The organism is Streptomyces sp. NPDC093064, assembly GCF_044754605.1.
In the GTDB taxonomy this organism is placed as follows: Bacteria; Actinomycetota; Actinomycetes; order Streptomycetales; family Streptomycetaceae; genus Streptomyces.
On record NZ_JBIVPK010000013.1, the window covers coordinates 138,795 to 159,893 of the forward strand.

16 protein-coding genes, 1 pseudogene and 1 riboswitch are annotated in these 21,099 nt (G+C 71.1%); of the genes and pseudogenes, 12 read left to right on the forward strand and 5 right to left on the reverse strand.

Annotation, left to right across the window (positions count from 1 at the left end):
• Positions 1–4: 4 nt before the first annotated feature.
• From nuoL to nuoN, 3 genes are read left to right on the forward strand one after another with little or no spacing between them, the layout of a single operon-like run.
• Positions 5–1,918, forward strand: coding sequence for an NADH-quinone oxidoreductase subunit L (gene nuoL / locus ACIQFZ_RS18315; RefSeq protein ID WP_376651890.1), 1,914 nt, complete (start codon positions 5–7; stop codon positions 1,916–1,918).
• Positions 1,919–1,923: 5 nt separating this feature from the next.
• The gene (locus ACIQFZ_RS18320; protein WP_383057342.1) at positions 1,924–3,495 is read left to right on the forward strand and encodes an NADH-quinone oxidoreductase subunit M; all 1,572 of its coding nucleotides are present in this window, start codon (positions 1,924–1,926) and stop codon (positions 3,493–3,495) included.
• Positions 3,492–5,141: an NADH-quinone oxidoreductase subunit NuoN gene (gene nuoN / locus ACIQFZ_RS18325; protein WP_376651891.1), complete on the forward strand. Its 1,650-nt coding sequence runs from the start codon at positions 3,492–3,494 to the stop codon at positions 5,139–5,141. The genes ACIQFZ_RS18320 and nuoN overlap by 4 nt, the downstream gene beginning before the upstream one ends.
• A gap of 69 nt (positions 5,142–5,210) precedes the next feature.
• Here nuoN and ACIQFZ_RS18330 read toward each other — a convergent pair whose 3' ends face one another.
• Positions 5,211–5,819 (reverse strand): Uma2 family endonuclease, encoded by a 609-nt coding sequence (locus ACIQFZ_RS18330; protein WP_402691675.1) that lies wholly within the window; start codon positions 5,817–5,819, stop codon positions 5,211–5,213.
• Between the two features lie 200 nt (positions 5,820–6,019).
• On the opposite strand from ACIQFZ_RS18330, the gene recQ reads away from it, so the two are divergent.
• A complete protein-coding gene (gene recQ, locus ACIQFZ_RS18335) occupies positions 6,020–8,020 on the forward strand; it encodes a DNA helicase RecQ (RefSeq protein ID WP_376651925.1) in 2,001 nt (666 codons plus the stop codon).
• 35 nt (positions 8,021–8,055) lie between these two features.
• On the opposite strand, the gene ACIQFZ_RS18340 is transcribed toward recQ, so the two are convergent.
• Entirely contained in the window at positions 8,056–8,994 is a 939-nt protein-coding gene (locus tag ACIQFZ_RS18340) for a M56 family metallopeptidase (RefSeq protein WP_365416621.1), read from the reverse strand.
• Positions 8,995–9,180: 186 nt separating this feature from the next.
• Entirely contained in the window at positions 9,181–10,392 is a 1,212-nt protein-coding gene (fahA, locus tag ACIQFZ_RS18345) for a fumarylacetoacetase (protein WP_365416619.1), read from the reverse strand.
• Between the two features lie 214 nt (positions 10,393–10,606).
• On the opposite strand from fahA, the gene ACIQFZ_RS18350 reads away from it, so the two are divergent.
• The 3 genes from ACIQFZ_RS18350 (at position 10,607) to ACIQFZ_RS18360 (ending at position 14,075) form a co-directional block, all read left to right on the forward strand.
• Positions 10,607–11,845: an ATP-grasp domain-containing protein gene (locus ACIQFZ_RS18350; protein ID WP_376651895.1), complete on the forward strand. Its 1,239-nt coding sequence runs from the start codon at positions 10,607–10,609 to the stop codon at positions 11,843–11,845.
• Positions 11,846–11,932: 87 nt separating this feature from the next.
• Positions 11,933–13,135 (forward strand): FAD-dependent oxidoreductase, encoded by a 1,203-nt coding sequence (locus ACIQFZ_RS18355; RefSeq protein ID WP_402691676.1) that lies wholly within the window; start codon positions 11,933–11,935, stop codon positions 13,133–13,135.
• Positions 13,136–13,268: 133 nt separating this feature from the next.
• The gene (locus ACIQFZ_RS18360; RefSeq protein ID WP_376651926.1) at positions 13,269–14,075 is read left to right on the forward strand and encodes an HAD family hydrolase; all 807 of its coding nucleotides are present in this window, start codon (positions 13,269–13,271) and stop codon (positions 14,073–14,075) included.
• 27 nt (positions 14,076–14,102) lie between these two features.
• Here ACIQFZ_RS18360 and ACIQFZ_RS18365 read toward each other — a convergent pair whose 3' ends face one another.
• Positions 14,103–14,588: a transglycosylase SLT domain-containing protein gene (locus tag ACIQFZ_RS18365; protein ID WP_361424068.1), complete on the reverse strand. Its 486-nt coding sequence runs from the start codon at positions 14,586–14,588 to the stop codon at positions 14,103–14,105.
• 5 nt (positions 14,589–14,593) lie between these two features.
• Positions 14,594–14,780: riboswitch (cyclic di-AMP (ydaO/yuaA leader) on the reverse strand.
• Between the two features lie 483 nt (positions 14,781–15,263).
• On the opposite strand from ACIQFZ_RS18365, the gene ACIQFZ_RS18370 reads away from it, so the two are divergent.
• From ACIQFZ_RS18370 to ACIQFZ_RS18385, 4 genes are all read left to right on the forward strand, one after another.
• On the forward strand, positions 15,264–16,274 hold the full coding sequence (locus ACIQFZ_RS18370) for a polyprenyl synthetase family protein (protein WP_383057346.1): 1,011 nt from the start codon (positions 15,264–15,266) through the stop codon (positions 16,272–16,274).
• A 273-nt stretch (positions 16,275–16,547) separates the two neighbouring features.
• On the forward strand, positions 16,548–17,762 hold the full coding sequence (locus ACIQFZ_RS18375) for an outer membrane lipoprotein carrier protein LolA (RefSeq protein ID WP_376651897.1): 1,215 nt from the start codon (positions 16,548–16,550) through the stop codon (positions 17,760–17,762).
• A gap of 33 nt (positions 17,763–17,795) precedes the next feature.
• A complete protein-coding gene (locus ACIQFZ_RS18380) occupies positions 17,796–18,740 on the forward strand; it encodes an ABC transporter ATP-binding protein (protein ID WP_383057348.1) in 945 nt (314 codons plus the stop codon).
• Positions 18,727–19,623, forward strand: a complete 897-nt coding sequence (locus ACIQFZ_RS18385) for an ABC transporter permease (RefSeq protein WP_402691677.1) — start codon at positions 18,727–18,729, stop codon at positions 19,621–19,623. Before ACIQFZ_RS18380 ends, ACIQFZ_RS18385 begins: the two co-directional genes overlap by 14 nt.
• On the opposite strand, the gene ACIQFZ_RS18390 is transcribed toward ACIQFZ_RS18385, so the two are convergent.
• Entirely contained in the window at positions 19,613–20,161 is a 549-nt protein-coding gene (locus ACIQFZ_RS18390) for a DUF6668 family protein (protein ID WP_376651899.1), read from the reverse strand. The two genes, ACIQFZ_RS18385 and ACIQFZ_RS18390, sit on opposite strands and share 11 nt — an antisense overlap.
• A gap of 178 nt (positions 20,162–20,339) precedes the next feature.
• On the opposite strand from ACIQFZ_RS18390, the pseudogene ACIQFZ_RS18395 reads away from it, so the two are divergent.
• Positions 20,340–21,099 (forward strand): annotated as a pseudogene (locus ACIQFZ_RS18395) (tetratricopeptide repeat protein); the annotation flags it as partial.

The window sequence follows — 21,099 nt, forward strand, 5'->3', positions numbered from 1 at the left end:
AATCGTGGAGAACCTGATTGCGCTGCTGATCGCGGCGCCCCTGCTCGGAGCGGCCGTCCTCCTGGTCGGCGGTCGGCGGCTCGACGCCGTCGGCCACTGGCTCGGCACCCTGCTCGCGGCCGTCTCCTTCGTGATCGGCCTGGTCCTCTTCGCCGACCTGCTCGGCAGAAGCGCCGACCAACGGACCCTGACCCAGCACCTGTTCAGCTGGATCCCGGTGTCCGGCTTCCAGGCGGACGTCACGTTCCGTCTCGACCAGCTGTCGATGACGTTCGTCCTGCTGATCACCGGTGTCGGCTCGCTGATCCACCTGTACTCGGTCGCGTACATGGAGCACGACGAGCGGCGCCGCCGCTTCTTCGGCTACCTCAACCTGTTCCTCGCGGCGATGCTGGTCCTCGTCCTCGCCGACAACTACCTGCTGCTGTACGTCGGTTGGGAGGGCGTCGGTCTCGCCTCCTACCTGCTGATCGGCTTCTGGCAGCACAAGCCCAGCGCGGCGACCGCGGCGAAGAAGGCCTTCCTGGTCAACCGGGTCGGCGACATGGGCCTGTCCATCGCGATCATGCTGATGTTCGCGACGTTCGGCACCTTCGCCTTCGGCCCGCTGCTCGGCACCCACGCCGAACCCGGTCTCGTGGGCGGCGCCACCGAGGGCAAGCTCACCGCCATCGCGCTGATGCTGCTGCTCGCCGCGTGCGGCAAGTCCGCCCAGGTGCCGCTCCAGTCCTGGCTCGGGGACGCGATGGAGGGCCCGACCCCGGTCTCGGCCCTCATCCACGCCGCGACCATGGTGACGGCGGGCGTCTACCTCATCGTCCGCTCCGCGGCGATCTTCAACGCGGCGCCCGACGCACAGCTGGTGGTCACCGTCGTCGGCGCGGTCACGCTGCTGTTCGGTGCGATCGTCGGTTGCGCGAAGGACGACATCAAGAAGGCGCTGGCCGGCTCGACCATGTCGCAGATCGGCTACATGGTGCTGGCCGCGGGCCTCGGCCCCATCGGCTACGTCTTCGCGATCATGCACCTGGTGACGCACGGCTTCTTCAAGGCCGGGCTGTTCCTCGGTGCCGGTTCGGTCATGCACGGCATGAACGACGAGGTGGACATGCGCAAGTACGGCGGGCTGCGCGCGTACATGCCGGTCACCTTCGTCACCTTCGGCCTCGGCTACCTCGCCATCATCGGCTTCCCGGGCCTGTCCGGCTTCTTCTCCAAGGACAAGATCATCGAGGCGGCCTTCGCCAAGGGCGGCGCCGAGGGCTGGATCCTCGGCGGCGCGGCCCTGCTGGGCGCGGCCATCACGGCGTTCTACATGACGCGCGTGATGCTGATGACGTTCTTCGGCGAGAAGCGCTGGCAGCCCGACGAGAACGGCAACGAGCCGCACCCGCACGAGTCTCCCAGGGCCATGACGATCCCGATGATCGTGCTGGCCGTCGGCTCGGTCCTTGGCGGCGCGTTCTTCAGCATCGGCGACCGCTTCCTGCACTGGCTGGAGCCGGTCACCGGGCACAGCGAGGGCAACTCGCCGCTCAGCGCGTGGACGGTCACCGGCGCGACGATGGTGTGCCTGATCGTCGGCGTGGCCATCGCCTGGGCCCAGTACGGCCGCAAGCCGGTCCCGGCCGTCGCACCGCGCGGCTCGCTGCTCACCCGGGCCGCCCGGCGGGACCTGCTCCAGGACGACTTCAACCACATCGTCCTGGTCCGCGGCGGCGAGCACCTCACGCGGTCCCTGGTCTACGTCGACCACACCCTGGTCGACGGAGTCGTCAACGGCACGGCGGCCTCGGTCGGCGGCCTGTCCGGGCGGATGCGCCGGCTGCAGAACGGCTTCGCGCGCTCCTACGCGGTCTCGATGTTCGGCGGTGCGGCACTGCTGGTCGCCGCGACCCTGCTGATGAGGGCGGTCTGATACCGATGTCCTTTCCTCTGCTGACAGCGACGGCGGTGCTCCCGGCACTCGGGGCCATCGCCACGGCCGCCGTGCCGGCCGCCCGGCGCACCGTCGCGAAGTGGCTCGCGCTGGCCGCCTCGCTGGCCACGCTCGCGCTGGCCGTCACCGTCCTGGTCCGCTTCGACCCGGGCGGCGCCCGTTACCAGCTCACCGAGTCCCACTCCTGGATCGCGTCCTTCGGCGTCAGGTACGAACTGGGCGTCGACGGCATCGGGGTGGCGCTGGTCGGGCTGACCGCCCTGCTCATCCCGTTCGTGATCCTGGCCGGCTGGCACGACGCCGACCCGCTGGAGACCGGAAGCCGCCGCTGGCGGCCGACACAGGGCTTCTTCGCGCTGATCCTGGCCGTCGAGGCGATGGTGATCATCTCCTTCGAGGCCACCGACGTCTTCCTCTTCTACATCTTCTTCGAAGCCATGCTGATCCCGATGTACTTCCTCATCGGCGGCTTCGGGGACCGTGCCCACGAGCACGGCGAGGAGACGGCGTCGACCCAGCGGTCGTACGCGGCGGTGAAGTTCCTGCTCTACAACCTGACCGGCGGTCTGATCATGCTGGCCGCGGTGATCGGGCTGTACGTGGTCGCCGGGAGCTTCTCGCTCACCGAGATCGCGCAGGCCCGCGCCAACGGCTCGCTGCACATGGCGACCGACGTCGAACGCTGGCTGTTCCTCGGCTTCTTCTTCGCCTTCGCGGTGAAGGCGCCGCTGTGGCCGCTGCACACCTGGCTGCCCAACGCGATGCAGGAGTCGACCGCGCCGGTCGCCGTCCTCATCACCGCGGTCGTCGACAAGGTGGGCACCTTCGCGATGCTCCGCTTCTGCCTCCAGCTGTTCCCGGAGGCGAGCAAGTGGGCCACGCCGGCCATCCTCGTCCTCGCCCTGATCAGCATCATCTACGGGGCGCTGCTCGCGGTGGGCCAGCGGGACATCAAGCGCCTGATCGCGTACGCGTCGATCTCGCACTTCGGCTTCATCATCATGGGCATCTTCGCGATGACCAGCCAGGGCCAGTCCGGAGCGACGCTCTACATGGTCAACCACGGTCTGTCGACGGCCGTGCTCATGCTGATCGCCGGCTTCCTGATCTCCCGGCGTGGCTCCCGGCTCATCTCCGACTACGGCGGTGTGCAGAAGGTCGCTCCGGTGCTCGCCGGCACGTTCCTGATCGGCAGCCTCGCCACCCTGTCCCTGCCGGGACTGGCGCCCTTCGTCAGTGAGTTCCTGGTGCTGGTCGGCACGTTCACGCGCTACCCGGCGATCGGCATCGTCGCCACCTTCGGCATCGTGCTCGCCGCGCTGTACACGCTCGTCCTGTACCAGCGGACGATGACCGGCCCCGTGAAGCCGGAGGTCTCGGCGATGCCGGACCTGCGGGTGCGGGAGCTGGTGGTCGTGGCCCCGCTGGTGGTGCTGCTGATCTTCCTGGGCGTCTATCCGAAGCCCGTCACGGACATCGTCAACCCGGCGGTCCAGCAGACCATGTCCGACGTACACAAGACCGACCCGAAGCCCGCAGTGGAGGCGGCCAAGTGAGCGGAGCAGCCGTCCACAGCCTGTGGACAACCGCGGCCGACCCGATCTCGAAGATCGAGGCGCCGAAGATCGAATACGGGCAGTTGTCGCCCACCCTGATCGTCGTGGGCGCGGCGATCGTCGGAATGCTCATCGAGGCGTTCGTCCCGCGCAGGTCGCGCTACTACGCGCAGGTGTTCGTGTCCGTCGTCGCGCTCGCCGCCGCGTTCGCCGCGGTCGTCGCGCTCGCGGCGGACGGATACGGCACCACCAAGGCGCACATCGCGGCCATGGGGGCCATCTCCGTCGACGGACCCTCGCTCTTCCTCCAGGGCACGATCCTGCTGGCGAGCCTGGTCGCCCTGTTCACCTTCGCCGAGCGGCGACTGGATCCGGCGGCGCACGGCAACCGCGTCGACTCCTTCGCCGCGCAGGCGGCGGCCGTACCGGGCAGCGAGAGCGAGAAGGCCGCGGTCAAGGCCGGTTTCACCACCACCGAGGTCTTCCCGCTCCTGCTCTTCGCGGTCGCCGGCATGCTGGTGTTCCCCTCGGCCAACGACCTGCTGACCCTGTTCGTGGCCCTGGAGGTCTTCTCCCTGCCGCTGTACCTCATGTGCGCGCTGGCCCGCCGCAAGCGGCTCATGTCGCAGGAGGCCGCGGTCAAGTACTTCCTGCTGGGCGCCTTCGCCTCCGCGTTCACCCTCTTCGGCATCGCGCTGCTGTACGGGTACGCGGGCTCGGTGTCGTACGCCAGGATCGCGCAGGTCGTCGACGGCAACGTGCCGAACGTCGACCCGGCACTCGCCAGCACCATGGGCAACGACGCGCTGCTGCTCATCGGCGCCGCGATGATCGTGATGGGCCTGCTGTTCAAGGTGGGCGCGGTCCCGTTCCACATGTGGACGCCGGACGTCTATCAGGGCGCTCCGACCCCGGTCACCGGGTTCATGGCGGCGGCGACCAAGGTGGCGGCCTTCGGCGCGCTGCTGCGGCTGCTGTACGTCGTCCTGCCGGGCATGCGGTGGGACTGGCGGCCGGTCATGTGGGGGGTCGCGATCGTCACCATGCTGGGCGGTGCGATCGTCGCGATCACGCAGACCGACATCAAGCGGCTGCTCGCGTACTCGTCGATCGCGCACGCGGGCTTCATCCTCGCCGGTGTCATCGCGACCTCGAAGGACGGCGTCTCGTCCGTGCTGTTCTACCTGGCCGCGTACTCCTTCGTGACGATCGGCGCGTTCGCCGTGGTCACGCTGGTGCGCGACGCGGGCGGCGAGGCCACGCACCTGTCGAAGTGGGCGGGGCTGGGCCGGCGTTCCCCGCTGGTGGCGGCCGTGTTCGCGGTGTTCCTGCTGGCCTTCGCGGGCATTCCGCTGACCTCCGGCTTCGCCGGGAAGTTCGCGGTGTTCAAGGCGGCGGCCGAGGGCGGCGCGGTGCCGCTGGTCGTGATCGGTGTGATCTCGTCGGCGATCGCGGCCTTCTTCTACATCCGCGTCATCGTGCTCATGTTCTTCAGCGATCCCCACCCGGAGGGCCCGACGGTGGCGGTGCCGTCCCCGCTGACGATGACCGCGATCGGCGTGGGAGTGGCGGTCACGGTGGTACTCGGCGTGGCCCCGCAGTACTTCCTGGACCTGGCCAACCAGGCGGGAGTGTTCGTGCGCTGAGGTAGTGCCGGAACGCGGTGGCCCGGTGCCCCGGTGGGTCCGGGCCACCGCGTTCCGATGTGCTCGGACCTACTTGCCCTTGCCGTGGCGCGTCCTGATCTCGGTGAGGTCCAGGTCCACGGAGAACGGGGCGTCCACCTTCATCCGCCCCCTGAAGATGCCGACGCTGGTGTAGGAGCCGGTCGTCGTGGGTTCCAGCTCGAAGACATGCACCGCGGCACGGCCGTTCTCGTTCTCGACCCGCCAGTAGTGGGGGATCTTCGCCTGCGCGTACTTCAGCGGCTTGGTCTCGCGGTCCCGGGAGACGGAGTCCTCGGAGACGACCTCCACGGCCAGGATCACGGCCTCCGCCGGGAACCTCGTCTGCCCCGGGCCCTCGTCCACCACGTCTCCTCGTACGACGACGGCGTCGGGCTCGGGCCTGTTCTGGCGGTCGATGTCGATGGTGAACTCGCGAAAGACCTCGTAGTCCTCTGGTGCCAGCGACTGCAAGTGCCACTTGAAGAAGTCGACGGCGCGCTCATGGAAGGCGGTTTGCGGACTTACGAAGACCAGGCTCCCGTCAATCAATTCCGTGTGTGGAGGCAGATTCGGAAGCCGGTCCAGGTCGTCGGCGGTCCAGCCGCCTTCCGGCGGGGTCGGCCAGGTGGGCTCGGACGCCTTCGGTGCGACGCTCATCAGTACTCCCACGGGACGGAGTCTCGCCGGTCTGTTCAGACTATCGGCCCGAAAGGGACGAGTCTCCTGCGTACGTGTGAACGACTGTCGTGTCGTTGACCAGGGGTTGCAGGGCCGGCCTGTGGACAAGTCCGGGGGTGTCCGCGGGGGCCCCTATCGTGGAGGCAGTGGTCGAGGAGCGAGGTGTGGGGGACGAGGCGATGGGCGGGACGGATGGTGTCACCGACATGTCAGTGACGGAGAGCGAGGCGCTGGCGACGCTGCGCCGGGTCTTCGGGTACGAGGAATTCCGGGGCGAGCAGGAAGCGGTCGTCGAGCATGTGGTGGCGGGCGGCGACGCTGTCGTGCTCATGCCCACCGGTGGCGGCAAGTCGCTGTGCTACCAGCTTCCGTCCCTGGTCAGGCCCGGTACGGGCGTCGTGGTGTCGCCGCTCATCGCGCTGATGCAGGACCAGGTGGACGCGCTGCGGGCGCTGGGCGTGCGCGCCGGGTTCGTGAACTCCACGCAGGACTTCGACGAGCGCCGGGTGGTCGAGGCGGAGTTCCTGGCCGGCGAGCTCGACCTGCTCTACCTGGCACCGGAGCGGCTGCGCCTGGACACCACGCTCGACCTGCTCTCCCGCGGCAAGATCTCCGTCTTCGCCATCGACGAGGCGCACTGCGTGTCCCAGTGGGGCCACGACTTCCGCCCCGACTACCTGGCGCTGTCACTGTTGGGCGAGCGCTGGCCGGACGTGCCGCGGATCGCGCTCACCGCGACGGCCACCCACGCCACGCACCAGGAGATCACCCAGCGGCTGAACATGCCGCGGGCCCGGCACTTCGTGGCCAGCTTCGACCGGCCCAACATCCAGTACCGGATCGTGCCCAAGGCCGACGCCAAGAAGCAGCTGCTGACCTTCCTGCGCCAGGAGTACCCGGGCAACGCGGGCATCGTGTACTGCCTGTCGCGCAACTCGGTGGAGAAGACGGCCGAGTTCCTCACCCGCAACGGCGTCGAGGCGGTGCCATACCACGCGGGCCTGGACGCGGGCACCCGCGCGGCGCACCAGTCCCGCTTCCTGCGCGAGGACGGCCTGGTCGTGGTCGCCACCATTGCCTTCGGCATGGGCATCGACAAGCCCGACGTCCGCTTCGTCGCCCACCTGGACCTGCCCAAGTCCGTGGAGGGCTACTACCAGGAGACGGGCCGCGCGGGCCGGGACGGCCTGCCGTCCACGGCCTGGATGGCCTACGGCCTGAACGACGTCGTGCAGCAGCGCAAGCTCATCCAGTCCGGTGAGGGCGACGAGGCGTTCCGCCGCCGGGCCCAGGCCCATCTGGACGCGATGCTCGCCCTGTGCGAGACGGCCCGGTGCCGCCGCGGCCAGCTCCTCGCCTACTTCGGCCAGGAACCGGGCGCGGCCGGCTGCGGAAACTGCGACACCTGCCTGACCCCGCCCGAGACCTGGGACGGCACGATCGCGGCCCAGAAGGTGCTGTCGACGGTGGTGCGGCTGAAGCGGGAGCGGGGGCAGAAGTTCGGCGCGGGCCAGATCATCGACATCCTGCTCGGCAAGCGCACCGGCAAGGTGATCCAGTTCGACCACGACCAGCTGTCCGTGTTCGGCATCGGGGAGGAGCTCACCGAGGGCGAATGGCGCGGCGTCGTACGGCAGTTGCTGGCGCAGGGACTGCTCGCGGTGGAGGGCGAGTACGGCACGCTGGTGCTGACCGACAGCAGCGGGTCGGTACTGCGGAGAGAGCGGGAGGTGCCGCTGCGCAAGGAGCCGAAGAAGCCGGCCGCGTCGCGGGCTTCGGCCGCCAGGGACGACCGCAAGCCCAGGGCGGCGGTGGCCGAGCTGCCCGAGGAGCTGCTTCCCGCCTTCGAGGCCCTGCGCGCCTGGCGCGCCGAACAGGCCCGCGAGCAGGGCGTCCCGGCGTACGTCATCTTCCACGACGCCACGCTCCGGGAGATCGTCACGATCTGGCCGACGTCCGTGGCACAGCTCGGCACGGTCGGCGGCGTCGGCGAGAAGAAGCTGGCGACGTACGGGGAGGGCGTGCTCGCGGTGCTGGAGTCGCTGACCGGCCCGTCCGGCGACGCCACGGCCGGATCAGGAACGGCCGGGACAGAAACGGCCGGGATCGGAACGGCCGGGGCGGGCGAGCCGGAACCGGTGGAGGATATGCCCGAGCCGGAACCGGACGACTGGATATAGGCGGTCCGCGCCGGTCACGGCGACGGGCCCGTTGCTCAGCCCAGCGCCGTCAGGCCAGGGGCGAACGTGATCAGGAGCGGGAGCAGCGGCACCAGGGCCGCGACCGCCGTGGTCAGCGCCCGGCGCCTGCGGTCCAGCCGCGGCGGCGGCTCCAGCAGGCGGTCCACCCGCTCGCTCAGCAGCCGGTTGCTGGAGGCGCAGGACAGTACCCCGCGGTGCTGGTTGAGCTCGATCAGCGCGAGGGCCGTGGTGAGGTGGCCGTGGCGGCGGGAGGCCGTATCGTCGGCGGCCAGTTCGACCAGGCGGTGGGTCTGCTCGCAGAAGTGCGTGAACAGCGGGATGCGCGGAAAGCCGGTCGCCAGCGCGGTCGACAGGTGCAGCAGCCAGTCGTGGTGGGCGCGGGCGTGGCCGCGTTCGTGCGCGAGGACGGCGTCGAGCTGGTGGCCGGTGAGCCGGTGCAGGGCGCCGGTGGTGACGACGAGCTGGGGCTGGTGACCGGGCATCCACCAGGCGTCGGGGTACTCGTCCTCCAGCACCAGCAGCGGTCCGCGGGCCGCCGGAAGGCCCGCGGGCAGATCGGGGGCGCGTTCGCGCAGGTGCGCGCGGGCCAGGCCGCGCCGGCGGCGGGCCTCGACGAGCTCGCGGGCGAGCATCGCGGTGGTCCAGGCGGCGCCGCCGGCCAGCAGCAGGGTGAGGCCGGCGGCCCAGACCGGCGCCACGGACGAGTCGTAGGCGGCTGTCACGGCCGGCGGCGCGGGGGCGAAGACCCGGTCGTGAACGGTGCTGAAGACGGCCGCGGTGCCCAGCACGAGCCCTGCGAGGCAGCACAGCAGGACGGTGGCGACCAGGCACTGCCACACCCACAGTGCGACGACGGGCTCCCGTTCGGGCCACCCCGCCCGGGCCAGCGCGTGGGGGACCGGCACGGCGAGCGTCAGCGCGACGGCGCTCAGCAGGAGCAGGCAGGCGGTCATGCCTCGGACTCCGGATCCTCGTCGGAGGTGGGCGGGTGTCGGGGTCGTGCGGTGGAGCGGTGCTGTGCGGCCGGCCGGCGCGCCGGGCGCGCACGGCCTGCCGCCAGTATGACGGCCACAGGCACCGGGAGTCAGGGGTCCGCCACCACCAAATCCCCGGCGTGGGAAGGGCCGCAGGGCCTCCGCTCAGCCCGAGACGATCCGCCCCGTCACCTCCCCGAGGCCCACCCGCGTGCCGTTCGCGCCCGGCGCCCAGGCCGAGAGCGTCACGACGTCGCCGTCCTCCAGGAACGCCCGCTTGCCGTCGGGGAGTTCCAGCGGCTCCCGGCCGTTCCAGGTCAGCTCCAGCAGCGAGCCGCGCTCGTGCTCGGCGGGTCCGCTCACCGTGCCCGAGCCGTACAGGTCGCCCGTGCGCAGGGACGCGCCGTTGACCGTCATGTGGGCGAGCTGCTGCGCGGCCGTCCAGTACATGGTGGAGAAGGGCGGCTCGGACACCACGTGACCGTTGATCGCGACGGAGATCCGCAGGTCGTAACCGCCGGGCTCGTCCGCGGAGTCGTCGAGGTAGGGCAGCAGCGGGTGCGTGCGCCGCGGCGGGGCCACCCGTGCCTCCTCCAGGGCGTCCAGCGGAGTGATCCACGCCGACACCGACGTGGCGAAGGACTTGCCGAGGAACGGCCCGAGCGGGACGTACTCCCAGGCCTGGATGTCGCGCGCCGACCAGTCGTTCAGCAGGCACAGCCCGAAGACGTGCTCGCGGAAGTCGCCGAGCGCGACCGGCTGCCCCATCCGCGAGGGCGCGCCCACCACGAAGCCGACCTCCGCCTCGATGTCCAGGCGGACCGAGGGGCCGAACACCGGCGCGGGGTCCGTGGGAGCCTTCCGCTGGCCCGACGGGCGCGCCACGTCCGTGCCGGAGACCACCACCGTGCCGGAGCGGCCGTGGTAACCGATCGGCAGGTGCTTCCAGTTGGGGGTCAGCGAGTCCTCGGCGTCCGGGCGGAAGATCTGCCCCACGTTCCGGGCGTGGTTCTCCGAGGCGTAGAAGTCGACGTAGTCCGCGACCTCGAAGGGGAGGTGCAGGGTCACCGAGGACAGCGGGTGCAGGAAGGGCGCGACGGTCTCCTGGTGGGCCGGCACCGTCACCCACGACGTCAGCGCGCGCCGCACGTCGGACCACGCGGTGCGGCCCGCGGCCAGCAGCGGGTTCAGGGTCGGCCGCGCGAGCAGCCCGGCGTACGGTGAACCGAGTGCCCGCGCCGCCGCCCCCGCGTCGAGTACGTGGTCGCCGAGCCGGACGCCCACGGTCCTCTCCGGCGACCCGGCGCGGGAGAAGACGCCGTAGGGAAGGTTGTGCGGACCGAAGGGGTCGCCCTCGGGTACCTCGAAGGGGGGCATGGGTACTGCCTTCCTTTCCGGAATTCCATGTGGTCGGGCCACACGTTACGGGGGCGTCGCATGTCTTGGGCAGTGTCTAAAGAGTTTGCAATGTCCGAATTGGTCTTGTGGGAGGGGGCAATTCCGGCTTAGCGTCCTCTGGGGACGCGGACGGGGTGGGTCCGCTCCATAGGGGGGACACGTGGGGGGACCCGTGGCCAGGAATGCCGTCAGTGTGCCTTTCCGGGCCGACCGTGAGGTCCCGGGCCTGATCGTGAAGTTCGGCGACTACCCGCTGCACCACGGTGGGGTGGGCGCGATCCGCAGTCTCGGCCGTCTGGGCGTGCCGATGTACGCGATCACCGAGGACGCCTACACACCGGCGGCCTCCTCCCGTTATCTCAAACGCGCGTTCGTCTGGCCGACCAGGGGCACGGAGGGCGCGGACCGTCTGGTGGAGGGCTTGCTCCGGATCGGCCGCCGCATCGGCCGGCCCACGGTCCTGGTGCCCACCGACGAGGAGGCCGCCGTCCTGATCGCCGAGCACCAGGACGAACTCAAGGGCCACTTCCTCTTCCCGCCCGTCGCCCCCGGCCTGCCGCGCCGCCTGGCCAGCAAGCAGGGACTGCACGAACTGTGCGTGGAGCACGGCATCCCGAGCCCCACGGCCGCCTTCCCGCAGTCGTACGACGACATCGTGGCGTTCGCCGAGAAGACCCGCTTCCCGGTGGTGGCCAAGAACCGCGAGGCGTTCGTCCGGCGCAGCAGCCCCGCGGTGAACGGCACCACGAGGATCAACAGCCGTGAGGGACTGCTGGCCCTGGCCCGCGACTGGGGTGAGCAGCCGGGCGTGATCCTCCAGGAGTATCTGCCGCGGGAGCAGGCCGAGGACTGGATCGTGCACGCCTACTTCGACCAGGACTCGGCCCCGCTCGCGATGTTCACCGGTGTCAAGGTCCGTTCCTGGCCGCCGCACGCGGGCATGACGGCGAACGCGTACGTCGTCGACAACCCGGAACTCGCCGACCTCGCGGCGCGGTTCATCAAGCAGATCGGCTTCACCGGCATCGTCGACCTCGACCTGCGTTTCGACCGGCGCGACGGGCAGTACAAGCTGCTCGACTTCAATCCGCGCATGGGCGCGCAGTTCCGGCTCTTCGAGAGCGAGTCGGGCGTGGACGTCGTCCGTGCCATGCACCTCGACCTGACCGGCCGCCCCGTCCCGGAGGGCGAGCAGCGCGCCGGCCACCGGTACGTCGTGGAGAACATCGACCTGCCCGCCCTGCTCGCCTATCGCCGCAGCGGCTACACCACGCCGCACGCGCCGGCGAGGGCGAGCGGCACGGAGCTGGCCTGGCTCGCGGGTGACGACCCGATGCCGTTCCTCACGATGCTCGCCCGCTTCGTGCGTCCGGGCGCCCGGCACCTCCATCAGCTGTGGCGGACCAACCGCCGCGGCGGCACGACCGGTTAGGGCAGAGCACGAATGTATGCGGGCGGCCCGTCCCGCCGCCCGAGCCGGCCCACGAAGTGACGTGAACACGTCCTGGGGAGGGACTTCGTGAACCAACCGGTGGCAGTCATCGGTGCCGGGCCGTTCGGCCTGTCCACCGCCGCCCATCTGCGTGCCCGGGGCATCCCGGTCCGCGTCTTCGGCGAGCCCATGGTCGCCTGGCGCGACCACATGCCCGCAGGAATGCTGCTGAAGTCGACCCCGGCCGCCTCCGGCATCGACTGCCCGCAGCGCGGCCACACCCTCGCCGACTACTGCGCCGCGGCCGGCATCGGACCGCTGGTGGCCGACGAGGACATCATCCCGGTGGAGACCTTCATCGCCTACGGCGAGTGGTTCCAGCACAGGCTGGTGCCCGAGCTGGAGCGGGTGCGGGTGGTGTCGGTCGACCGGCGGCCGGGCGGCGGCTTCGAGCTGAAGCCCGACTCCGGGGAGCAGTTCACCGCCCGAGCGGTCGTGGTGGCGACGGGCTTGTCGGGCCTGTCCCATCTGCCGCCGGAGCTGGCCGCGGCGGTGCCGGACGGCCCCACGCCCACCGGGCCGCTCTCGCACAGCTCCCAGCACCACGACCTCGGCCGGTTCGCCGGGAAGGAGCTGATCGTCGTCGGCGCCGGCCAGTCCGCGCTGGAGACGGCGGCGCTCGCGGCGGAGGCCGGCGCGCGGGTGCGGGTGGTGGCACGGGGCCGCGGCTCGGTTGCCTTCGGCGCCCCGCCCTGGGAGCAGCCGAGGTTCCGGCCCGAGTCGCCCTTCGGCCGCGCCTGGTCGCTGTGGGCGCTGAGCTACTACCCGCAGCCCTTCCGGTACCTCCCGGCCGGGGTCCGCCACCATCTGGTCGGCCGGGTCCTCGGCCCGCTCGGCGCCTGGTGGCTGCGCGAGCGCTTCGAGTCGGCGGTGCAGGTCCACGAGGTGAGCGGCATCGTGCGCGCCGAGGTCACGGGCGGGCGTCCGGTACTGACGGTGCGCACCCTCGCGGGCGAGAGCCGGGAACTGGAGGCGGACCACGTCATGGCGGCCACCGGCTACCGCGTCGACATCGCCGCGATGGGCTTCCTCGGCCATGAGCTGCGCACCGGACTCGCGCTCAGCCGCGGCGCCCCGAGGCTCGGCGCGGGCTACGTCTCCTCGGTACCCGGCCTGTACTTCACGGGGTTGCCGGCGGCGGCCTCGTACGGGCCGGTGATGCGGTTCGTGTGCGGCACGGAGTTCGCCTCGCCGCGGCTGGCCGCACACCTTGCGGCGGCGCACGGTTGAGGGCCACCTCGCCCGCGGTGCCGAAGCGCTCTCACAGGTAAGGGAGTTGAGGAGAGGGGAGCCGGGAGCCCGGTGGCCGTCGCGGTCGTCCGGTTCCGGTCGAGTCGGCGGGCCGCGGCATCCGTATTCTCTGATCATGGCCGCCCTCGCATATGCCCTCATCGCCACTGACCTGGACGGAACGCTGCTGCGCGGCGACCACACCGTGTCCGAACGGTCCCTCGCCGCGCTCGCGGGGGCGGCGGCCGCAGGTGCCCGGCACCTCGTGGTGACCGGACGGCCGGCACCGAGGGTGCGGGAACTGCTCGACGTCCTCGGCACCACGGGGCTCGCGGTGTGCGGTCAGGGCGCCCAGCTCTACGACGCAGGCAGCGACCGCCTGCTGTGGTCGGTCACCCTGGACCGGGAGCAGGCCGAGACCGCGCTCGGCAAGATCGAGGCCGAGGTGGGGGAGGTGCACGCCGCGGTCGACCAGGACGGGGTCGAGGGGCTCACGCTCGTCGAGCCGGGGTATCTCATGCCGCACCCGGCGCTGCCCGCCGTACGGGTCGAACGGCGCGACGACCTGTGGCGCGCGCCCATCAGCAAGGTGCTGCTGCGTCACCCGGTGCTGTCCGACGACGAGCTGGCGGCGGCGGCCCGCGGCGCGGTGGGTTCCCTCGCCACGGTCACCATGTCGGGCCCCGGGACCGTTGAACTCCAGCCGTGCGGCATCACCAAGGCGACCGGGCTGGCACTGGCCGCCGAACACCTGGGACTGGGCCGCGAGAGCGCCCTCGCCTTCGGCGACATGCCGAACGACATCCCGATGTTCCAGTGGGCCGCCCGGGGGGTCGCCATGGCCAACGCCCACCCCGAACTCAAGGCGGTGGCCGACGAGGTCACGATGTCGAACGAGGACGACGGCATCGCCGTCGTCCTCGAACGACTGTTTGTCTAGCCGGTGCGTGGTCCGGCTACGGTCCGGTCAGTACGCGCCGAAGACGTTGTCGATGGACCCGTACCGCTTGGCCGCGTAGTTGCAGGCGGCCGTGATGTTGGCGATCGGGTCGTAGATGTCCCAGGACGTGCCGTTCACGTGGTAGGCCCGGAAGGTCGGGTCGATGACCTGGAGCAGACCCTTGGACGGGATGCCCTTCCTGGCGTTGGAGTCCCAGAGGTTGATGGCACGCGGGTTGCCGGAGGACTCGCGGATGATGTTGCGGTGGATCCCGTTGTAGGAGCCCGGGATGCCCTTCTGTGCCATGACCGCCAGGGAGGCCCGGATCCAGCCGTCGAGGTTGTTCGAGTAGCCGAAGCTCGCGGCCGTCCGGACGGTGGCCGGGGTCGCCGCGGACGCGGTCGTGGCACCGAGCAGCGGCACGGCGAGGACGGCTGCGCCCGTGCCGGTGACGGCGAGGGTGCGGATGAGGCGGGCGGTGCGGGTAGAGCGGCGCTGACCGTTTGCAGGCATGGGGGAATTCCTCTCCGTCGCCTGCGAGGTGAGCTGTCGGGTTCGGGCTGGGAGGTGCCCGGCCGCGCCCTGAAGGGCACGGCTTCACCCCGAGCCGTTCCGGTGCGGCGTACGCGGTACGTACGACACCCGGCCCGGCGAACTTACCTGGGTCCCCCGCTCCTGCCGTGGGTCATTCGGTCGTTGGGATTACGGGCGGCGGCAGGATTCGGCGTCCGCCCGTTGGTGCCGGGAACGTATGCGAGAGCACATGTCCCGAACAAGTGCCGGAATCACACTCGTCCTGTTTGACCTTGGTCTGGGGTGTATGTGGTGCTTGATCCTTTGCACTTGCCAAGGTTCAACTCGGCTTGCTGTAAAGGGAATGTGAAGGAGTGCGAGAGATGGCGCGGACGGGGGGAGTGTGTTCCAAGTCACGGCTCGGGCGACCGAAGGGCAATTACCACTAAAGAGAATTGAAACCCTAATAGGGGTGAATCGGACTTCACGCGTGAGTGCGTGTGGGCCGTGTGGCTGACGCGTGATGGTGGTCACGTCGGGTGAAGTGGCCTGGCCCGTATAGGTGGGCGATATCGGTGATCGAAACGTGACCGGATACGCTGACTTGAGTGAGGGCAGCGACCTATCGACAAACCGTGTAATCCCCAGCAGACACCAGCAGACAGGAGACCCCTCGTGACCGTCGTCGGGCCATTCGGGCTGACCGTGCGGGACCAGGCTCTCGAAGCCGATGTCCAGGCCGGATTGGCGGGTGTCGAGGAAGGGCTGCTCGAAGCCACCAAGAGCGAGGTCCCGTTCATCACGGGCGCCGCCCAGCATCTCGTCAGGGCGGGCGGGAAGCGGTTCCGGCCCCTGCTCGTGATGCTCGCGTCCCAGTTCGGGGATCCGTACGCGCCGGGGATCGTGCCCTCGGCCGTGGTGGTGGAGCTGACCCATCTGGCGACGCTGTACCACGACGACGTGATGGACGAGGCCGCCGTGCGCCGCGGGGTGGCCAGCGCCAACACCCGCTGGGGCAACTCGGTCGCGGTCCTGACCGGCGACTTCCTCTTCGCCCGCGCCTCGCAGATCCTCGCCGACCTCGGCCCGGAGGCCGTGCGGGTGCAGGCCGTGGCGTTCGAGCGGCTGGTCACCGGGCAGATCCTGGAGACGGCGGGTCCGCAGGACGGCCGGGACCCGGTCGACCACTACCTGGACGTGCTGGGCGGCAAGACCGGCTCGCTGGTGGCGGTGTCGTGCCGGTTCGGCGCGATGATGTCCGGCGCCGACGAGACGGTCGTGGACGTGCTGACGCAGTACGGCGAGCGGCTGGGCGTCGCCTTCCAGCTGGCGGACGACGTCCTGGACATCGCCTCCGACTCGCACGAGTCGGGCAAGACGCCCGGCACCGATCTGCGCGAGGGCATCGCCACACTGCCGGTGCTGCGGCTGCGCGAGCGTGCGGCCCGGCTGGGGCTGGCCGAGGACATCGCCCTGTGTGAGCTGCTGGACTCCGACCTCAGCGACGACGCGCGGCACGCGGAGGCGCTGGCTGCGCTGCGGGCGCACCCGGCGCTGGAGCAGGCCCGCCGGGACACCGTGCGCTACGCCGAGGAGGCGCGGGCCGCGCTGGCGCCGTTGCGGGAGTGCGAGGCGAAGGCCGCACTGCTTCAGCTGTGCGACGCGGTGGTGCACCGGGCCGGCTGACGCCCGTCCGGTCCCGCGACCTCGCAGGACGCCCCCTCCGGGCGGCGCTCTCCACATCTACCCCTACGGGGTGGGGGAGGCGTCGCCCTTTGCGTGTCATACCGCAGGCGTACACGGAGTTGGCTCCGGGGTCTGACGCCTCCGCCCCGCCGATTTGGTCAGATGGAAACAACGGACCACACCACTCCTCACCGATCTGGGTGAGAATGGCGGCTGAGGGTTACACCCCAGTGCAGAAGGACAGCCGCCGCCGATGACGGAGGTAGGGCACACATGGCACCGAACGAATCCGAAGCCGACGACCTGCGCACGGGGCGCCGCAAGGCCGCGCGCTACGTCGTCCCGGTCACGGTGGTGGGGGTGGCGGCGGCGACCATCGGGCTCGTCCCCGCACTCGCCGCGTCCGGCGACCCCAACCTGCCGAAGATCACCGCACAGCAACTCATCGAGAAAATCGCCAAGTCGGACGTCCAGCAGTTGTCCGGCACGGTCAAGGTCAGCACCGACCTGGGTCTGCCGAACCTCGGCGGCCTGGAGAGCGGCCTGGCCTCCGGCGCAGCCAGGGGTGGTGACGGTTCGTCGGCCGACCCGACGTCAAAGCTGCCCGAGCTGGCCTCCGGAACGCACACCCTCCGCGTCGCCGCCGACGGCGAGGACCGGCAGAAGGTCTCGCTGATCGAGAGCGCCGCCGAGTACAGCCTCATCCACAACGGCAAGGACGTCTGGGGCTACGACAGCAAGTCGAACGAGGTCTTCCACGGCACCGCGGCCGACGGCGGCAAGAAGCACCGGGACGAGGTCCCCGCCACGCCCAAGGACTTCGCCGACGAGGCCCTGAAGTCGGTCGACGACACGACCTCGGTGAAGGTCGACGGCACCGCGCAGGTCGCCGGCCGCGACGCCTACAAGCTGGTCATCGAGCCGAAGCACGCCTCCGGCACCACGGTCGGTGCGATCAGTATCGCCGTGGACGCCAAGACCGGGCTGCCGCTGAAGTTCACGCTCACCCCGGCGAGCGGCGGCGCCGCCGTGGTGGACGCGGGCTTCACCCAGGTCAGCTTCGCCAAGCCGGCCGCCTCGACCTTCGACTTCACCCCGCCCAAGGGCGCGAAGGTCACCGAGGAGAAGGACGCGGCGAAGGAGGCTGGGCAGGGCGCCGAGCGGAAGGCCGGCCCGGGCCGGCAGTTCCACGAGCCCGGCGCGTCGCACAAGGACCTGGCCGAGAACGGCCCGAAGGTCCTCGGCAAGGGCTGGAACTCCATCGCCGTGTTCGACACCGGCAACAAGGGCGGCATCCCGTCGTCCTCCGGCAAGGGCGACCTGAGCGGGTTCCTCGGCTCGCTCGGCGACCAGGTCAGCGGCAAGTTCGGCAAGGGCACCGTCTTCTCCACCCGCCTGGTCAACGCGCTGATCACGGACAACGGCAAGGTGTACGTCGGCGCCGTCACCAAGGACACGCTGGTGAAGGCGGCGAACACCGGGCAGTAAGGACGCGACGGGCACGAGGAATCGAGGGAGCCGATGGACGGAGGGGATGACAGCGTCATCCACACGCGCGGGCTCACCAAGCGCTACCGCGGCGGACAGCTCGCCGTCGACGGTCTCGACCTGACCGTCCCGGCGGGCAGCGTCTTCGGCTTCCTCGGCCCGAACGGCTCGGGCAAGACCACCACCATCCGCATGCTGATGGGGCTCATCGAGCCCACCTCCGGCACGGCGCGGGTGCTGGGGCGCCCCATGCCCCGGTCCTCGCGCACCGTGCTCCCGCAGGTCGGCGCGCTCATCGAGGGCCCGGCCCTGTACGGCTTCCTGTCCGGCCGGGACAACCTGCTGCGCTACGACGCCGCCGACCCGACCGCCGACCCCCGCACCCGGCGCGCCCGGGTCGCCACCGCCCTGAACCGGGTGGGCCTGACGGCAGCGGCGGGCAAGAAGGCCAAGGCCTACTCCCTGGGCATGAAACAGCGCCTGGGGCTGGCCGCCGCGCTGCTCCAGCCGCGCAGACTGCTCGTCCTGGACGAGCCGACCAACGGTCTCGACCCGCAGGGCATGCGCGAGATCCGCTCCCTGATCCGGGAGTTGGCCTCCGACGGCACGACGGTCTTCCTCTCCTCCCATCTGCTGGACGAGATCGAGCAGGTGTGCACCCACGCGGCGGTCATGGCGCAGGGGCGGCTGATCACCCAGGGAGCCGTGGCGGAGCTGGCCGCCGGAGCACGCGGCCGGGTGGTGGTGACCACGCCCGACACGGGGGAGGCGGCCCGGGTGCTGAAGGAACAGGGCGTCGGCGACGTCGTCGTGGGCGAGGACCGGGTGACCGGCGACCCACCGCAGCGCGACCTCGCCGACGTGAACGCCGCGCTGGTGACGGCGGGCGTCCGCGTACGCGGCTTCGGGGTCGAACGGGCTTCACTGGAGGACGCGTTCGTGGCACTCACGGGGGAGGGCTTCGATGTCGCGGGCTGAGGTGTCGCCGGGGCAGGCCGCGCCCGCGGCCGTGCGCGCCCCGCGCCCGCTGTGGACTTTCGGGTTGCTGCGCAGCGAGCTGGTGACCACCTTCCGACGCTGGCGTACCCTCGCGCTGCTGGGCGTGCTGGCCGGTGTGCCGGTCCTGGTCGGGGTTGCCGTAAGGATCGAGACGAGGGGCGGCTCGTCCGTCGGCCGCGGGGGCGGCGAGGGGCCGGCGTTCATCGCGCAGGTCACCAACAACGGGCTGTTCCTGGTCTTCACCGCGCTGGCCGCCACCCTGCCGTTCTTCCTGCCGATGGCCGTGGGCGTGATCGCCGGCGACGCCGTCGCCGGGGAGGCGAACGCGGGCACCCTGCGCTATCTGCTGGTCGCCCCCGCCGGCCGCACCCGCCTGCTGCTCGCCAAGTACGCCACGACGATGGCGTTCTGCCTGGTCGCCACCCTCGTGGTCGCCGTCTCGGCGCTCGTCGTGGGAGCCCTGCTGTTCCCGCTCGGCGATCTGACGACCATCTCGGGCACGCGGATCAGCTTCGCCGACGGACTGGGCCGGGCGCTGCTGATCGCCCTCGTCGTCGCCGCGTCCCTGATCGGGCTCGCCGCCCTCGGCCTGTTCGTCTCGACGCTGACCAACAGCGGGATCGCCGCGATGGCCACGACCGTGGGTCTGCTGATCACCGTTCAGATCCTCGACCAGATCCCGCAACTGCACGCGATCCAGCCGTACCTCTTCTCCCACTACTGGCTGTCCTTCGCCGACCTCATGCGCGAGCCGGTCTACTGGGACGGCCTGGTGAAGAACCTGGAGCTGCAGGCCCTGTACGCGGCCGTGTTCGGCTCGGCGGCCTGGACACGGTTCACGGCGAAGGACATCACGGCCTAGAGGCCGCCCGCGCGCTCCCTGCCCCCGTGAGACGGGCCAGCGGTTCGCTCTCCCGCGGTGGCGCTCCGCTCAGGTCGCCCAGCCTCCAGGCCTCCACCCACGGGACGCGGTAGACGTCGATCACGGACTCGATCGGCTTCACCCGCTGGGCGAGCCGCCGCGGCAGCCGGCCCGGTGCGTCCGCGACGAGCACCACGGCGTCCAGGTCGAGTCCGGCGGGCGCCTCGCCCCCACGGAACACCTCGAGGGCCCGGGTGACGGCGTCCAGCCCGGCCGAGTGGGTCCTGGCGACCAGCAGCACCGACTCCGGAGCGCCGGGCACCGGCCAGGCGCGTCCGCAGTCGTGACCGCCGTAGACGGCCGCGAGCGTGGTCGTGCCCGCGCCGCCGTGGGTGGCCAGCCAGGAGAACCGGCGGGGCATGGCGGGCCGGCCTGCGGGCCGTCCGGGTCTGCCCTCCCACCCGTCGGCCTGGGCACGGGCGTCGGTCACCGGCCCGCGGATCCAGATCTCCGGTCCCTGTCGTACGCCTGTCCGCATGGCCGTCCTCCTCCCGTGTCATCCCGGCGATCCTCGCCCGCGAAACGTTACCCGCGTCACAGGAGTGCGGTTCCTGGTGCGAGTCTGTGACGTCGTGGTGACGCGGGGAGGGCAGGCGGGCGGAGAGACTCGAATGTACGCGAACGACCGGATGGCACTCATCCGAGTGAGGGAGCCGATGTCTCGACTGAGCCGCGGGAAGAAGCGGGAACACGAGCGCGCCGCGCGGCCGGCGGCACCCGTGGCGACGCCGGTCGCCGTCCATGTGTCGGCGGACGGCGCCGGGGCCTCGGTCGGCGGCGTACCGGTCCACCCGGCTCCCGGCGAGGAGATCCAGCAGACCGTCCTGAGCCACCTCCATCGCATCGCCCTCGCTTCCGGCCACCCCGTCCTCGCCACGGTCACCGACGAGCGCATCGGCTACGTCGTCCCCCTCCAGGTCCACACCGACGGCTCCAGCACGTTCGCGGCGGAGCCCCTGCGCACGGCACCGCCGGACCCACCGGCCGAAGCACTCCGGCCGGGCCCGGCCCCGCGACCGGAGGACGACAGTGTGACGCACGTCCTGAGCCAGACCCTGGAACCGGCCCGCGAGCCCGACACGGAGCCGCCCTCCCCGAAGCCCGCCCCCACGTTCCCACCGCCCGCGCCCCCCGAGCCGCACAGCGAGCCCCTGGCCGGCGGCAGTACACCGCACAGCGAGAGCGCGCCCGCCTTCCCGTTGCGGGCGCTTCCCGAGTCGTCGGGGCCGTCCGCGGAGGCGGCCCCTGTGTTCCCGGTGCGGGAGTTGCCGGGGTCCGGGTCGGACAGCGTGCCCCGGACCGGTGGCAGTACGCCGTACGGCGAGAGCGCGCCCGCCTTCCCGTTGCGGGCGCTTCCCGAGTCGTCGGGGCCGTCCGCGGAGGCGGCCCCTGTGTTCCCGGTGCGGGAGTTGCCGG

Bases quoted from the DNA above. Each gene is read 5' to 3' on its own strand.
- ACIQFZ_RS18330 (WP_402691675.1), bottom strand. From the start codon at position 5,819: ATGAGCGTCGCACCGAAGGCGTCCGAGCCCACCTGGCCGACCCCGCCG.
- ACIQFZ_RS18385 (WP_402691677.1), top strand. From the start codon at position 18,727: ATGTCGCGGGCTGAGGTGTCGCCGGGGCAGGCCGCGCCCGCGGCCGTG.
- recQ (WP_376651925.1), top strand. From the start codon at position 6,020: ATGGGCGGGACGGATGGTGTCACCGACATGTCAGTGACGGAGAGCGAG.
- ACIQFZ_RS18390 (WP_376651899.1), bottom strand. From the start codon at position 20,161: ATGCGGACAGGCGTACGACAGGGACCGGAGATCTGGATCCGCGGGCCG.
- fahA (WP_365416619.1), bottom strand. From the start codon at position 10,392: ATGCCCCCCTTCGAGGTACCCGAGGGCGACCCCTTCGGTCCGCACAAC.
- ACIQFZ_RS18340 (WP_365416621.1), bottom strand. From the start codon at position 8,994: ATGACCGCCTGCCTGCTCCTGCTGAGCGCCGTCGCGCTGACGCTCGCC.
- ACIQFZ_RS18365 (WP_361424068.1), bottom strand. From the start codon at position 14,588: ATGCCTGCAAACGGTCAGCGCCGCTCTACCCGCACCGCCCGCCTCATC.
- ACIQFZ_RS18380 (WP_383057348.1), top strand. From the start codon at position 17,796: ATGGACGGAGGGGATGACAGCGTCATCCACACGCGCGGGCTCACCAAG.
- ACIQFZ_RS18375 (WP_376651897.1), top strand. From the start codon at position 16,548: ATGGCACCGAACGAATCCGAAGCCGACGACCTGCGCACGGGGCGCCGC.
- ACIQFZ_RS18320 (WP_383057342.1), top strand. From the start codon at position 1,924: ATGTCCTTTCCTCTGCTGACAGCGACGGCGGTGCTCCCGGCACTCGGG.